The following is a 14,608-nucleotide window of genomic DNA, read 5'->3' as shown; positions in this document are numbered from 1 at the left end:
ATATAGCGATTTAGCTATTGCTCATGCATTAAAAGAAAAGTTATTAAAAATTACTGAAACTGCATCTTCTTCTAAGGAAGCTCGTACTTTATTAAAGGAATGGATAAAACTTGCTCAAAATAGTGGTCTTAAAGAATTCAAAAAATGTGCTGATACTTATATTAGATATTTCGATGGAATAGTTAATTCTTTTGATATTCCTTACACAAATGCTTGTATAGAAGGATTTAATAACAAGATTAAAGTTATTAAAAGAAATGCCTTCGGCTTTAAAAATTTTGATAGGTTTAGAAATAGAATACTTCATTGTTGTAACTAAATTTTATAAAATATTATATTTAAAAGAACCCAACTACCGTTGGTCTTTTTGTCATGCAAACTTTTAGGCAAACTCCCTCAAAACCAATTTATCTTTCTAAAATTCCTCTCAAATAAGAAAGGACAGGCATTCTAAATAAATACCCGCCCCAACTATTGACAAAGAACCTAAAATAAAAAGAGAGAGTATCATTACTCTCTCTTTTTATTGGTGGGCCTTCAGGGACTCGAACCCCGGACCGACCGGTTATGAGCCGGTTGCTCTAGCCAGCTGAGCTAAAGGCCCGTTTACATTTATAATTATAAATATAATCATTAAATATGTCAAGTAATAATTTAAAGAATTTTAATTATAATTTTTGTAAAGATATGAATATAAATGTAATAAATAATATAATCAAGGAGTCAATATGAAAAAAATGTTTGATAAATCAATTAATGATAACCTACTATATCTATATAACATACAAATACAAAGTATAGAAAAAAGAAGATCTGTATATAAAATAAAATCTACACAAGATGAATATTTTTGTTTAAAAGAGGTTAATCATAGATACGATAGATTTAAATGGCTTCCAAATTTTATTCACTATTTAAAAAATAATGGATTTGATAATTGTACAGAAATAATAAAGAACAATAAAGGTGAATATTATTTTAAATTTAGTAAACATAAACTGTATTATGTTACTAGATGGATTGATGGTAGTGAGTGTAATATAGACGATATTGAAGTAGCAAAAAAATCAATAAATTTGCTTTTCAAATTTCATAATAAATCAAAAGGCTTTAATTCAAAACACATAAATTATAATGAATATAAACTAATAAATGATTTTAATAATATAAGAAGTGATATAATTAGATATAGAGATATTATTGAAAATAGAAAGATCAAAACTTATTTTGAAAATTTATTTTTAAATGAAGTAAATAATCAATTATATTTATTAGATAAAGCTTTAAATTTGATAACAAATTCAAATTACCTTATACTCAATAAAAAAGCTATACATGAAAGAAGTATATGCCATAATAGTTTTTACTATCAAAACATAATTTCTACAAATACAGGAGAACTTTATCTTATTGATTTCGATAAAATAATTTATGAATGCAATGAATATGACCTTGGTAAGTTTATCCAAAGGCTAATGTATAGAAAATCTTATAGTTGGGATTTTAACAAAGCAAAAATATTAATTGATGAATATTTAAATTCTTCAAAAATTTCTAATATAGATTTTAAATTACTTTTATCAATTATAATTTACCCTCATAAATTTTGGAAATTAGGAAATAAAAAATTTGATAAAAATAAATTACTTACAGAAATATATTACATTAGAAGAATTAATAAAATAAAAGATTCCTATAATAAAATAAATAACTTTATTAATGAATATGAACAGCATTATTTAAGCTAAATTGCTATTAATGTCAAATAATATATTATTTTGTTGTCGCAAATTAAAATAATTTTTGTAGCTATTATTAAAAGGATTTGATCTACAAATGAAGAATAAAATAAATGAGGTGATACTATGGGGGATAAGAAACAATTATATTCTTTTAAAGAAGCTTGCCAAATAACTGGATATAAGGATTCAGTAATAAGATATTATGAAAAAGAATTTAATTTAAATATTCAACGCGACGAAAAAGGGAGGCGAATATTTACAGAAGAAGACATAAATACCCTTAATTACATAAAAAGTTTACAAGAAAAGGGATATACAAACGGTCAAATAAAAAAAATATTAAATAACGAAGAAGTAGCAATAACAACATTAGAAACTTCTATTATACAAGATCAATATAATAAAATTCAGGATGAAGATAATAAAATAAAAATAATTGAAGAAAAACTAAATGAAATAAATCAAAAACTAGAAGAGTTAGACAAAAATGTTTTTAGCAAGGAACGAGATATACTAATTAGCGAAAATATGAAACTAAAAATGGAATTAAAACAGAAGTGTTATGAAATTATAGAATTAAAGGAGAAGTTAAAATATGAAAAACAATCAAAAAAAGGCTTTTTAAGTAGATTATTTAGAAAATAGGTGGCAAAATGAAATTAAAAAAAATAAGATTGTTTGGTATTTTAAAGAGAATTGACTTTAAAAGCTTTTATGAAATAAAAAAAACATTTAATTTACCCATATTTCATTTTCTAACAAAATCTAAACTTTTTCAAATAGATGAAAACATTAAAGTTATTAAAATAAAAAATTATTTTTATGTTTATGCTTTTAACACTATACTAAATCTGCATGAAATTATCAGTGTTTTAAAAAAAGAGGTAAATATATCCTCTAAATTACATATAAAAATAAAATATATAAATACAAAATTAATTGAGAATATTGATAAATCATTATTAGAAAAATATAATAACTTTAAAACAATGAAACTAGATTTAAATAATATTGAACCTTTTTTAGATAATTTAAAATATAAATATTTTCCAGATTTAAGATTGATAAATGTTGATATACAAAATTATATAGATACGAGAATATGGTTACAAAATTCAATATTTAATACCAACTCAAAAAAAAGATTGCCAATTGACAAAAACTATATATTTAGGGAAATGAATAATTCATGTTTTTTAAAAGACTATTGTTACATCCTATACTTTGATGAAAAACCCATAGGATATGGACAGATTATTATGGATAATAAAAAATACTATTTGGTCAATTTCGGTATAATAGAAGAATATAGACACATGGGTTTTGGATATATATTCCTATGCAAAATAATTGACAACATAATTTTAAAAAAGCAAATAAAAACATTATATCTAAACGTAGATAATGATAATATACCTGCTATAAATTTATATAAAAAATTAGGTTTTATTGAAGTTTGTAATAATATAGAATTAAAACTATAAAGCATATAGAGAGTTATGTTTCTCTATATGCTTTTATAATTTTATACTCTAATATAATTAATTTCACTATTAATATTTTTTAAAAATATTATTGTGTACATTAGAATAATATCCGACTCCATTATTATGAACTGTTTCATGTTTAAAGTATTTTCTGTCTTCTACCATAAAAGGTATTTTACCTTTTATTTCATCTGAATCTTTGGCATTATACATTTATATCACCTCTAAGATTATTTTTTCATAAATTTAATCAATTTATTAATGTTTATATGTTAATTTATCGAATTTTGTAGTATAATATATAACTGTTAACTATTATCATTAATAGAGGAAGGTTGATGTAAATGGTAGCAAAGAAATATTTAATAGAGACATGGGGATGTCAAATGAACGAAGAAGACTCAGAAAAAATGGCTGGAATTTTAAAATCTATGGGATATGAATCAGCTACAAGACGCGAGGAAGCTGATATAATAATATTTAATACATGTGCTGTAAGAGAAAATGCTGAACTTAAAGTGTTCGGTAATCTTGGACATTTAAAAACTTTAAAAATGCAAAAACCTGATTTAATAATAGGTATTTGTGGATGTATGATGCAGCAAAAGGGTATGCCAGAAGAAATAAAGAAAAAATATCCTTATGTTGACATGATATTTGGAACACATAATATACATAGGCTTCCAGAACTTATCAATAATGTAAAACAAGCAAATTCTACAGTTATAGAAGTATGGGAACAAGAGGGAGAAATAGTTGAAGGTCTACCTATAGAAAGAAAAAGTGATATAAAAGCATTTGTAACAATAATGCATGGATGTAATAATTTTTGCACTTATTGTATAGTTCCTTATACAAGAGGCAGAGAAAGAAGTAGAAAACCAGAGGATATTATAAATGAAATAAAGGATTTGGCTAAAAAAGGTTATAAAGAAATTACTCTTCTTGGTCAAAATGTAAATTCATATGGCAAAGATTTAGAAAATATGAGTTTTGCAAAACTACTAAGAATGGTAAATAAAATTGACGGTATAGAAAGAATTAGATTTACTACATCACACCCTAAAGATTTAACTGAGGATGTAATTTTAGCAATTAAAGAATGTGATAAACTATGCGAACATATACATCTTCCTGTACAATCTGGAAGTACAAGAATACTTAACAAAATGAATAGAAAATATACAAAAGAACAGTACCTTGATTTAGTGAATCTAATTAGAAAGCATATACCTGATGTTGCCATAACTACTGATATAATAGTTGGTTTCCCTGGTGAAACAGAAGAAGACTTTTTAGAAACACTAGACTTAGTTGAAAAGGTAAGATATGATTCTGCCTTTACATTTATTTATTCAAAAAGAAAAGGTACTCCAGCTGCTGAATATGAAGATCAAGTACCAGAAGATATAAAACATGAAAGATTTAATAGACTTATAGAAGTTGTAAATAGAATAATAGAAGAGAAGAACGCAACTTACAAAGATAAAGTAGTTGAAGTATTGATTGAAGAAGTAAGTAAAACAGATGAGACAAAATTAACAGGAAGAACTAGAACAGGAAAATTAGTACATTTTAGTTCGGACAATATGGATTTGATTGGTAAACTAGCAAAAGTAAAAATTACTGAACCAAGGAATTTTATACTTATTGGAGAATTACAAGAAATAATTAGATAATGGCATATTAGTCTTTGGCTATATGCCATATTTTTTAAGGAGGTATGTATTTTGGGTTTAACTCCAATGATGCAGCAATATCTTCAAATAAAGCAAAACTGTAAGGATTGCATTTTATTTTTCAGACTAGGCGATTTTTATGAAATGTTTTTTGAAGATGCTAAAATTGTTTCAAAGGAACTAGACTTAACATTAACGGGTAGAGATTGCGGACTTGAGGAACGTGCCCCAATGTGTGGTGTACCCTTTCATTCTTCAGAAACATATATATCAAAATTGATCGAAAAAGGATATAAAGTTGCTATTTGTGAACAGGTTGAAGATCCTAGTGAAGCTAAAGGTATTGTACGAAGGGAAATTGTAAAAATAATAACCCCTGGTACATTGATGGAGGGCAATCTATTAGAAGATGATAGAAACAATTATATTAGTTGTGTAAATTACTTATCAACAGGTTTTAGCTTATCGATCTGTGATGTTTCAACAGGGGACTTTTATGTTACTTCTACAAACAGTAATTTTTATACACTAATTGATGAACTCTCTAAATATAACCCTTCAGAAATACTTATTATAAAAAATGATAATGCAAATATGTTATTAAATAAATTAAAGGAGAAATTTAACACTTTAATAGAGTTTGTTGATGAAGATATTTCTAATGAATTTAACACTCACTTTGGTAACGATACAATTAAATTAAATGATATAGAAATTTCTTCAGCAGCAACATTATTCAAATATTTAATGGAAACTCAAAAAACTTCATTAGGTAATATTAATAATTTAATAAGATATAACATAGATAATTACATGATTATAGATTCTAATACAAGAAGAAATCTTGAACTAACTGAAACAATAATAAACAAATCAAAAAAAGGTTCTCTATTTTGGGTCCTTGATAAAACACAAACTTCTATGGGAGCTAGAAATCTAAGACGATGGATAGAAGCTCCTTTAATTAATAAATATGAAATAGAAAACAGACTTGAAGCTGTAGAAGAATTAATAAATAATATATATCAACTAGATAATTTAAGAGAATCTTTAAAAAAAATATATGATATGGAAAGATTAATTTCTAAAATAGTCTATGGTTCAGCTAATGCAAGAGATTTAATTTCACTAAAAAACTCAATTTATGAATTACCTCATATTAAAGATATTTTGTCTAATTTTAATAGTAAATTATTAAGTGATATCTATAATAGTTTTGATACTCTTGATGATATCTATGATTTAATAGATAAATCTATTGACGATAATCCTCCAGTTAGCATTAAAGATGGTAATATAATTAAAAAGGGTTTTAATTCTGAGGTTGATAAATATAGGGTTGCCTCTATAGAAGGTAAAAATTGGATAGCTAATTTAGAACAAAAGGAAAAAGAATTAACTGGTATTAAATCGTTAAAAGTAGGTTATAACAAAGTATTTGGTTATTATATAGAAGTTACAAAGGCAAATCTTTCTAATATACCTGAAGATAGATATATAAGAAAACAAACACTTGCAAATGCAGAAAGATTTATAACGCCTGAATTAAAAGAAATAGAAAATACAATTTTAAATGCAGAAGATAACTTATTAAAATTAGAATATGAATTGTTTGTTGAAATAAGAAAAAAAGTTGCAGATGAAGTGTATAGAATACAAAAAGTGGCAAAACAGCTATCCATTCTAGATACTTTACAGTCATTTGCTAAAGTATCATTAGAAAACAATTATTGCAAACCAAAAATAAACCAAAATGGTATAATAGATATAAAAGAGGGTAGACATCCAGTAATAGAAAAGATGATTGAAGAATCATTTGTTCCAAATGATTGCTATCTAGATAATAGTGAAAATTTAATTTTATTAATTACTGGACCTAATATGGCTGGAAAGTCAACTTTTATGAGACAAGTAGCTTTAATATGTTTAATGGCACAAATAGGGTGTTTTGTACCTGCAAAAGATGCTAATATTTCAATAGTAGATAAGATATTTACAAGAATAGGGGCATCAGATGATATATCTTCAGGAAAAAGTACTTTTATGGTAGAAATGAGCGAAGTTTCTTATATATTAAAAAATGCTACCGAGAAGAGTTTACTAATATTTGATGAAGTAGGTAGAGGAACTAGTACTTTTGACGGACTTAGTATAGCTTGGTCTGTTGTAGAATATATAGCAAATAAGATAAAGGCTAAAACACTGTTTGCCACACATTATCATGAGTTAACAGAACTAGAAAACACATATCATTGTATTAAAAACTATTCAATAGAAGTAAAGGAATTTAATGATTCAATAATATTTCTACACAAGATCAAAAGGGGTAAGGTAGACCAAAGCTATGGAATTGAAGTTGCTAAATTAGCTGGCCTGCCATCTGAAGTAATAGAAAAAGCCAAAGAGATCTTACAATCTCTTGAAGGAAATAAAGAATCAGAACTTAAATCTAAAAAGGCAACTAAAAATATAAAAATTGATAATTCAATAAGAGAAGTAGCTATAGATTATAATAATGAAATAAATTTATTTAACTACAAAGAAAATGAAATTATAAATGAAATAAGCAACTTAGATATTCTTAATATGACTCCTATGCAAGCGTTTAATTATGTATATTCCTTAGTCAATAGAGTTAAAAAAATTAGGAGCTGATTAAATGGGTGAAATTAATGTTTTAAGTAATGATTTAATAAATAAAATAGCAGCAGGAGAAGTTATAGAAAGACCTTCCTCAATAGTAAAAGAATTAGTTGAAAACTCAATAGATGCTGGAGCAACTGAAATAACTATAGAAATTGAAAATGGTGGAATAACATATATTAAAGTTTCCGATAATGGAAAAGGTATACACGAGGATGATATTGAAAAAGCTTTTATGCGTCATGCAACCAGTAAAATAAAAAATGAACAAGATTTATTTAAAATAACTTCACTAGGCTTTAGAGGTGAAGCTCTAGCTAGTATTGCAGCAATTTCAAAAGTTGAATTAACAACAAAAACAAAAGATGTAGAATATGGTGTTAAAGTAAATATAGAAAATGGAACAATAAAAAATAAAAGTTATTCTGGAGCAACTACAGGAACTTCAATAACAGTAAGAGACATTTTTTATAATGTTCCAGCAAGATTAAAGTTTTTAAAATCACCCTCTAGAGAACAGTCATATATTACTGAAATAGTTGAAAACTTAGCACTATCAAATCCTCAAATTTCATTCAAATATATAACTAATAAAAAGCTTGTATTTGTGACAAAAGGTGATGGAAACTTAAAAAATGTTATATACGTTATATATGGTAAAAATATTTATGAGAATTTAATAGAAGTAAATTGTTCAAAGGAAACAATAACGTTAAAAGGATTCATAGGTAATAGCAAAATTGAAAAAAACAATAGAAATTATCAATCTATTTTTGTTAATGGTAGATATATAAAAAATAAAACTATAACTGCAGCAATAGAAAATGCTTATAAATCAATGTTAAGCATAAACAAATTTCCTTTTTTTATTATAAATTTGTTTATAAATCCAGAACTAATAGACGTTAACGTTCATCCAACAAAAGCAGAAATAAAATTTTCTGATGAACAAAAGGTATTTAAAGAGGTTTATACATGCATAAAAGAATGTATTATCAATAAAGACTATATACCATCTTTTAAACTAGATAATTATCAAATAATAAAAAATATAAATGATAATGAAGACACAAAAAAAGAATTATCATTTGAACAATTTTACTATAAATCTACAACTGAAGAAAACAATAGTATATTTTATGAGAATATTGACAATAATTATAATGTCGCATATTTTGAAGAAAATTCTTTACTAAATAATTTAAACAGAGAAAGTGAAATTGAACAAACTAAAATTCATTTAGATGATAAAAATATATTAAAAAAACAATATGTAGATCAAGAAAACACACAAAAAATTAACTATAATGATACTTATTTATTAGAAGAAACAAATGTTATACCAAATAATTTACCTATAATGACTATTGTAGGGCAAATACATTTTACTTATATTATCACAGAAACATCAGATGGTTTTTATCTAATAGATCAACATGCAGCTCATGAAAGGATTTTATATGAAAAATATTTAAATGAATTTACAAATGGAAAAATACTAAAACAAATATTATTAACACCTATTATCCTAGAATTCTCTTTAAGTACTAAAGAAAAGCTATTCCAACATAAAGAACTCCTATATAAATTAGGATTCGAATTTGAAGATTTTGGCGGAAACTCAATATCATTAAGATCTGTACCAAATAATTATACTTATAAAAACTACAAACAGCTTCTTGAAGAAATACTGCAAAACATCGAAAATGATCTTGACATAAAATCAAACTCTATTGATAAACTTATATATACAATGGCTTGTAAAAATGCAATAAAAGCAGGAGATAAACTTAATTTTAAAGAAATTGAAAATTTAATTAAAGAACTTGATAAATGTAAAAATCCTTATACATGTCCTCATGGAAGACCAACAATGATTAAATTTGATTATATTGACATTGAGAAAAAATTCAAAAGAATTATGTAGGTGATATAATGAAAAATAAGCCTAATATAATAATAATTGCTGGGCCTACAGCATCAGGTAAAACTAAAATAGGAATAGAGTTAGCAAAAGTATTAAATGGTGAAGTAGTTTCGGCCGACTCTATGCAAATATATAGATACATGGATATAGGTACCGCTAAACCATCATTAGAAGAAATGGAAGGGATTAAACATCATTTAATTGATATAGTTAACCCTGATGAAGAATTTAGTGTAGCACTTTTTAGAAAATATGCTGACTATGCAATAAATGAAATAATAAATAAAGGTAAAGTACCAATTATTGTTGGTGGAACAGGTTTATATATAAATTCATTAACTTATAGTTTAAACTTTACTGAGAGCCCACCTGATAAAGAATATAGAGAATACTTAACAAATTTAGCTCAAAAATATGGTCCTAATTATTTACATGATATGCTTAAAGAAATAGATATAGAAGCTGCTAAAAACATTCACCCAAACAACGTAAAAAGAGTTATACGCGCACTTGAAGTTTACAAAAACACTGGAAAAAAAATATCTGAATATCAAGCTGAAACAAAATTTAACGAGCCTGATTATAACTTCGCATATATAGCACTTGATATGCCAAGAGATGTTTTATATGATAGAATAAATAAAAGAGTTGATTTAATGTTTAAAAAGGGACTACTAGAAGAAGTTAAAACACTTATTAAAATGGGTTATAATAAAAACTTACAGTCAATGCAAGCTATAGGATATAAAGAAGTTTTTGATTTTCTCGAAGGAAAGTTATCATTAGAAGATACAATTGAATTAATAAAACAAAATACTCGACGCTATGCAAAACGCCAATTAACATGGTTTAGAAAGGATAAGAGAATTTATTGGGTAGATGTTTATAATAAATCTCTTGAAGAGATACTATCAAATATATTAGGATATATAGAAGGAAAATTAAAATTAAAATAGAATTATTAAATTATCAATATTATTTTGGAGGATGATACTATGGGAAAAAGTATTAATAATTTGCAAGATGTATTTTTAAATAACGCAAGAAAAGGAAAAACTCCTGTATCAATTCATTTAGTTAATGGATTCCAATTAAAAGGATTAGTAAAAGGTTTCGATAGTTTTACAATTATACTTGAATCAGAAGGAAAACAAATTTTAGTTTACAAACACTCAGTAACAACAGTAACTCCTGCAAAACCAGTTCTATACAACCAACAAGAAGAACAAAATAATACATCATCAAAATAACAAAGCTTTTTAAGCTTTGTTATTTTGATTTTATTTATGTTTACATAATATATTTTATGTTGTTTATTTGAAATTTTATTTATTTAGTGTTAGAATATCTATGTTTGATTGAAAGGAGGAAAGTATAAATGTTAGATAATTTATACATAGAAAATGGTATTAAAAAAGAAGTAATAAAACTTGCTGAAAAAGCAGAAGAAATGATATCTCCTGTTTTTAAAGATCTTGATTATATAAAAATGTATAATCAACTTAAGGTATTAAATGCTATGCAGCAAGAAAAACTTAGTGATGCTCACTTTACATTTAGTACAGGATATGGTTATGGCGACATTGGTCGCAATGTGGTAGATAAAATTTATGCTAGAATTTTTAATGCCGAGGATGCTATAGTAAGACCTCATATAGTTTCAGGTACACATGCTATAGCTGCAGCACTACAAGCAGTTTTGCGACCTGGTGATACATTGCTATCTATAACTGGAACCCCTTATGATACATTATTAAAAGTAATTGGGCTTAAGGGTAGTGGAATGGGGTCATTAAAAGAGTTTGGAGTAAATTATAAGCAAATTGAGTTAAATAAAGAATATAAAATTGATATCGATAGTGTAATCAATGAAATAAAAAATAATAGTTCAATAAAAGTTATAACTATTCAACGTTCAACAGGATATAGCTGGAGACCTTCATTAACAATTGAAGATATTGAATTAGCAATAAATAAAATAAAATCTGTAAACAGTAATATAATAATTTTTGTAGATAACTGCTATGGTGAATTTTTAGATATAAAAGAGCCTACAGATGTAGGTGCTGATCTTATTGCAGGATCCTTAATTAAGAACATAGGGGGAGGTATAGCACCAACTGGCGGGTATATAGTCGGCAAAAAAGACTTAATCGAGCTAGTTTCATATAGATTGACAGCACCAGGATTAGGTAAAGATTGTGGTTCAACATTTGGTGTTATTAGACAAATATTACAAGGTTTATTTTTGGCCCCTCATATTACAATCGAAGCTTTGAAGGGTGCAATATTTTGCTCTAAAATAATGGAACTTGCAGGATTTGAAGTATCACCAAAATATAACGATAAAAGAAGCGATATAATACAAGCAATAAAATTTAATAACAAAGAACTACTAATTAAATTTTGTAAGGGTATACAAAAAGGTTCACCAGTCGATTCATTTGTTGAATGCGAACCTTGGGATATGCCAGGTTATTCTGATCCAGTTATAATGGCTGCAGGTGCATTTATACAAGGTTCATCAATTGAACTTAGTGCTGATGCCCCAATTAGACCTCCTTATATTGCTTATGTACAAGGTGGATTAACTTATGAACATGCTAAAATAGGTATAATGAAAGCATTATCAAACATTTTATAAATAAAGGCCAACTTTAAAAGTTGGCCTTTATTTATATCTTCTTATAACTCCAATAACTTTTCCAATTATTTTGCAATCTTTTACAATTATTGGTTCCATTGAGCTGTTTTCAGGTTGTAATCTTATAAAATTATCTTCTCTATAAAATCTTTTTACGGTAGCTGAATCATCGATTAAAGCAACAACTATATCTCCATTATTAGCAATTGAGCGTTTTTCAACTACAACATAATCACCATCTAATATACCTGCTTCAATCATACTTTCCCCTTCGATTTTTAACAAGAAGACCTCGTTATTAGCATTGAAATAGCTTAATGGTAAAGGAAAATAATCCTGAATATCTTCAAATGCTAAAATAGGGTTACCAGCTGATACATTACCAACAATAGGAGCCTTTAAAATATCAATATCTATATTATTATAATTATTATATGTGTATGAATTATTATCTAATATTTCAATTGCTCTTGGCTTAGTTGGATCCCTTCTAATATATCCTTTCTTTTCTAATTTTTCTAAATGCGCATGAACTGTTGAAGTTGATTTTAATCCAACAGCTAATCCTATTTCTCTAACTGAAGGGGGATAACCTTTTGTAGCCAATTCTTGCTTAATAAATTCTAAAATCATCTGTTGCTTGTCTGTTAATTCGTTTATTAACATTTATTCTACACCCCTTAAATATTATCTTTATTTAATTATACCATTAATACAAAAAATATTCAAACGAATGTTCGATATCATATTGACACCGAACATATGTTTTGTTTATAATAGATTTAGAACATTTGTTCGGAGGTGTGCAAAATGATCAAAAGGAAACATTTAATTTTAACATTATTTAGCTTTATTTTAATTTTTGTTTCTTTATTTAAAATAATGAATACAGATAATAATATAGTTAATTACACTGAGGTTGTAGTGCAAAAAGGCGACACATTATGGAATATATCTATGAAATATACACCTAAAAGCAAAGATATAAGAAAAACTGTTTATGAAATAAAAAAAATTAATAATATAAATAATTCTATAATACAACCAGGACAAATATTAAAGGTTCCTATTGACAATTAATACTAAATATATAAAAATAATATGGTGAGCGATAGAATAAAAAATTAGAAAAGGAGCAAAAGACTTTATGATAAAAAAATGTATAATTGACAATCAAAAAAATTGTACAAATTGTAATGAATGTAACATATGCGATCTAGACCACAATAAAATATGCGACAATTGTATGAAGTGCCTTAACATAGATAAATATGATTACAAAGAAATTTCAATTGATGGAATAATTAATGAAGATGAATACGATGATTACATATACGAAGAAGAAACTCTAATACAAGAAGATGATGAAATTTTATTTAAAGATAGTATATATTTAAGCGAAGTAGAGGAAAGTGAAGAATAAATTTATTCTTCACTTTCCTCTTGTTTTGTAAACATCACACTTGATAATGGATTTGCATTTACGGCTTTTCTAAGCTTATCATCATCAATATGTGTATAAATTTGTGTTGTTGACACACTTTCATGGCCTAATATTTGTTGCAATGCCCTTATATCAACATTACCATATTTATACATTAGAGTGGCTGCAGTATGCCTTAATTTGTGGGGTGTATATTTTTCGTCATATAGGCCAGCTTTTTTAATATATTTTTTAACTATTATCTCTACTGTTCTTTTGTTTATCCTCTTTTTCCTTTCACTCAAAAACAAAGCTTTTTCATCTACCGCATCTTTAGGTCTAACTTCTAAATATCTATTAATAGCATCTATACAAGCATTATTAAGATAAACAGTCCTTTCTTTATTACCTTTTCCTATAACTGTTAATGTATCACCCTTAATTCTATCTATATCTATACCAACCAACTCAGATAATCTTAAACCACAATTTAAAAATAACATAATTATTGCATAATCTCGTTCTTTATGTTTACCGTCTATTGCTTCAATCAATTTTTTGCTTTGTTCTAACGTTAAATAGACTGGATGCCTTTTTGATATTTTAGGACTTTCCAAATCTTTAGCAGGATTATCGTTTATTAGTTTAACTTTCTTTTCTAAATAATTGAAAAACGACCTTATTGCCGCTATTTTTCTTGCTCTAGCATAACTTGAATTTTGTCTTTCAACAGTTACGTAATTTACAAAAGAGTAGATATCATATAGTGTTATATTTTTTATAAAATCAATATTAATATCATTAATTTCAATTTCATCTATATTAATATCATTATTATAAATCCCTTGCTTTATATACTTAATATATTTTAAAAATAATTTTAAATCAACTTTATAGCCTAAAACAGTATTAATTGATTTTGCTTTTACATTGATCATATATGCTAAAAAATCATTTAATAATATTGGACAATTCTTATCATAAATTTGCGAAAAATTCACATTAGACCCCCCTCTTTTTTATATTGTATTTCGCTAAATTAGTATTTAGCGAAATTATATAA

15 protein-coding genes and 1 tRNA gene are annotated in these 14,608 nt (G+C 25.9%); 12 read left to right on the top strand and 4 right to left on the bottom strand.

All coding sequences use genetic code 11. From position 1 onward, the window contains the following. On the top strand, window positions 1-319 hold a 319-nt coding region (locus TCEL_RS13810; RefSeq protein WP_198010644.1), incomplete at its 5' end, for a transposase. 208 nt (window positions 320-527) lie between these two features. Here TCEL_RS13810 and TCEL_RS04710 read toward each other — a convergent pair. Further along, window positions 528-604, bottom strand: a tRNA-Ile gene (locus tag TCEL_RS04710). A 124-nt stretch (window positions 605-728) separates the two neighbouring features. On the opposite strand from TCEL_RS04710, the gene TCEL_RS04705 reads away from it, so the two are divergent. The 3 genes from TCEL_RS04705 (at window position 729) to TCEL_RS04695 (ending at window position 3,226) form a co-directional block, all read left to right on the top strand. After that, window positions 729-1,748, top strand: a complete 1,020-nt coding sequence (locus TCEL_RS04705; protein WP_018661662.1) for a CotS family spore coat protein — start codon at window positions 729-731, stop codon at window positions 1,746-1,748. A 117-nt stretch (window positions 1,749-1,865) separates the two neighbouring features. After that, complete coding sequence (locus TCEL_RS04700) at window positions 1,866-2,387, top strand: MerR family transcriptional regulator (RefSeq protein WP_018661660.1); 522 nt, start codon at window positions 1,866-1,868, stop codon at window positions 2,385-2,387. A gap of 8 nt (window positions 2,388-2,395) precedes the next feature. Beyond that, a complete protein-coding gene (locus TCEL_RS04695; RefSeq protein WP_018661658.1) occupies window positions 2,396-3,226 on the top strand; it encodes a GNAT family N-acetyltransferase in 831 nt (276 codons plus the stop codon). Between the two features lie 69 nt (window positions 3,227-3,295). On the opposite strand, the gene TCEL_RS13450 is transcribed toward TCEL_RS04695, so the two are convergent. Continuing rightward, a complete protein-coding gene (locus TCEL_RS13450) occupies window positions 3,296-3,442 on the bottom strand; it encodes a hypothetical protein (protein WP_018661656.1) in 147 nt (48 codons plus the stop codon). Between the two features lie 131 nt (window positions 3,443-3,573). On the opposite strand from TCEL_RS13450, the gene miaB reads away from it, so the two are divergent. From miaB to TCEL_RS04665, 6 genes are all read left to right on the top strand, one after another. Beyond that, the gene (gene miaB / locus TCEL_RS04690) at window positions 3,574-4,908 is read left to right on the top strand and encodes a tRNA (N6-isopentenyl adenosine(37)-C2)-methylthiotransferase MiaB (protein ID WP_018661654.1); all 1,335 of its coding nucleotides are present in this window, start codon (window positions 3,574-3,576) and stop codon (window positions 4,906-4,908) included. A 51-nt stretch (window positions 4,909-4,959) separates the two neighbouring features. Beyond that, window positions 4,960-7,563, top strand: coding sequence for a DNA mismatch repair protein MutS (mutS, locus tag TCEL_RS04685; RefSeq protein ID WP_018661652.1), 2,604 nt, complete (start codon window positions 4,960-4,962; stop codon window positions 7,561-7,563). Between the two features lie 4 nt (window positions 7,564-7,567). Beyond that, entirely contained in the window at window positions 7,568-9,478 is a 1,911-nt protein-coding gene (mutL, locus tag TCEL_RS04680) for a DNA mismatch repair endonuclease MutL (RefSeq protein ID WP_018661650.1), read from the top strand. Window positions 9,479-9,486: 8 nt separating this feature from the next. Continuing rightward, window positions 9,487-10,434 carry a tRNA (adenosine(37)-N6)-dimethylallyltransferase MiaA gene (gene miaA, locus TCEL_RS04675; protein ID WP_018661648.1) on the top strand — a complete coding sequence of 316 codons (948 nt, stop codon included), beginning with the start codon at window positions 9,487-9,489 and terminating at the stop codon, window positions 10,432-10,434. Window positions 10,435-10,473: 39 nt separating this feature from the next. Further along, window positions 10,474-10,728 (top strand): RNA chaperone Hfq, encoded by a 255-nt coding sequence (gene hfq / locus TCEL_RS04670; RefSeq protein WP_018661646.1) that lies wholly within the window; start codon window positions 10,474-10,476, stop codon window positions 10,726-10,728. 128 nt (window positions 10,729-10,856) lie between these two features. Further along, a complete protein-coding gene (locus tag TCEL_RS04665; RefSeq protein ID WP_018661644.1) occupies window positions 10,857-12,122 on the top strand; it encodes a methionine gamma-lyase family protein in 1,266 nt (421 codons plus the stop codon). 27 nt (window positions 12,123-12,149) lie between these two features. Here TCEL_RS04665 and lexA read toward each other — a convergent pair whose 3' ends face one another. Then, window positions 12,150-12,788, bottom strand: coding sequence for a transcriptional repressor LexA (gene lexA / locus TCEL_RS04660; RefSeq protein ID WP_018661642.1), 639 nt, complete (start codon window positions 12,786-12,788; stop codon window positions 12,150-12,152). 144 nt (window positions 12,789-12,932) lie between these two features. On the opposite strand from lexA, the gene yneA reads away from it, so the two are divergent. After that, window positions 12,933-13,202, top strand: a complete 270-nt coding sequence (yneA, locus tag TCEL_RS04655; protein WP_018661639.1) for a cell division suppressor protein YneA — start codon at window positions 12,933-12,935, stop codon at window positions 13,200-13,202. A gap of 67 nt (window positions 13,203-13,269) precedes the next feature. After that, window positions 13,270-13,545, top strand: coding sequence for a hypothetical protein (locus tag TCEL_RS04650; protein WP_051150544.1), 276 nt, complete (start codon window positions 13,270-13,272; stop codon window positions 13,543-13,545). Between the two features lie 2 nt (window positions 13,546-13,547). Here the strand turns inward: TCEL_RS04650 and TCEL_RS04645 are convergent, their stop codons facing one another. After that, window positions 13,548-14,546 (bottom strand): tyrosine recombinase XerC, encoded by a 999-nt coding sequence (locus TCEL_RS04645; RefSeq protein WP_018661635.1) that lies wholly within the window; start codon window positions 14,544-14,546, stop codon window positions 13,548-13,550. Window positions 14,547-14,608: the final 62 nt, after the last annotated feature.

Source organism: Thermobrachium celere DSM 8682 (genome assembly GCF_000430995.1).
GTDB classification, from domain to species: Bacteria; Bacillota; Clostridia; order Clostridiales; family Caloramatoraceae; genus Thermobrachium; species Thermobrachium celere.
Note: the sequence above shows the minus strand (reverse complement) of the source record. Positions and strands in the feature narration are given on the sequence as shown.

Excerpts from the sequence above, each read along its gene's own strand:
- mutL (WP_018661650.1), top strand. The coding sequence starts at position 7,568 with ATGGGTGAAATTAATGTTTTAAGTAATGATTTAATAAATAAAATAGCA.
- TCEL_RS04695 (WP_018661658.1), top strand. The coding sequence starts at position 2,396 with ATGAAATTAAAAAAAATAAGATTGTTTGGTATTTTAAAGAGAATTGAC.
- TCEL_RS04705 (WP_018661662.1), top strand. The coding sequence starts at position 729 with ATGAAAAAAATGTTTGATAAATCAATTAATGATAACCTACTATATCTA.
- lexA (WP_018661642.1), bottom strand. The coding sequence starts at position 12,788 with ATGTTAATAAACGAATTAACAGACAAGCAACAGATGATTTTAGAATTT.
- yneA (WP_018661639.1), top strand. The coding sequence starts at position 12,933 with ATGATCAAAAGGAAACATTTAATTTTAACATTATTTAGCTTTATTTTA.
- miaB (WP_018661654.1), top strand. The coding sequence starts at position 3,574 with ATGGTAGCAAAGAAATATTTAATAGAGACATGGGGATGTCAAATGAAC.
- TCEL_RS04665 (WP_018661644.1), top strand. The coding sequence starts at position 10,857 with ATGTTAGATAATTTATACATAGAAAATGGTATTAAAAAAGAAGTAATA.
- hfq (WP_018661646.1), top strand. The coding sequence starts at position 10,474 with ATGGGAAAAAGTATTAATAATTTGCAAGATGTATTTTTAAATAACGCA.
- miaA (WP_018661648.1), top strand. The coding sequence starts at position 9,487 with ATGAAAAATAAGCCTAATATAATAATAATTGCTGGGCCTACAGCATCA.
- TCEL_RS13450 (WP_018661656.1), bottom strand. The coding sequence starts at position 3,442 with ATGTATAATGCCAAAGATTCAGATGAAATAAAAGGTAAAATACCTTTT.
- TCEL_RS04700 (WP_018661660.1), top strand. The coding sequence starts at position 1,866 with ATGGGGGATAAGAAACAATTATATTCTTTTAAAGAAGCTTGCCAAATA.
- TCEL_RS04650 (WP_051150544.1), top strand. The coding sequence starts at position 13,270 with ATGATAAAAAAATGTATAATTGACAATCAAAAAAATTGTACAAATTGT.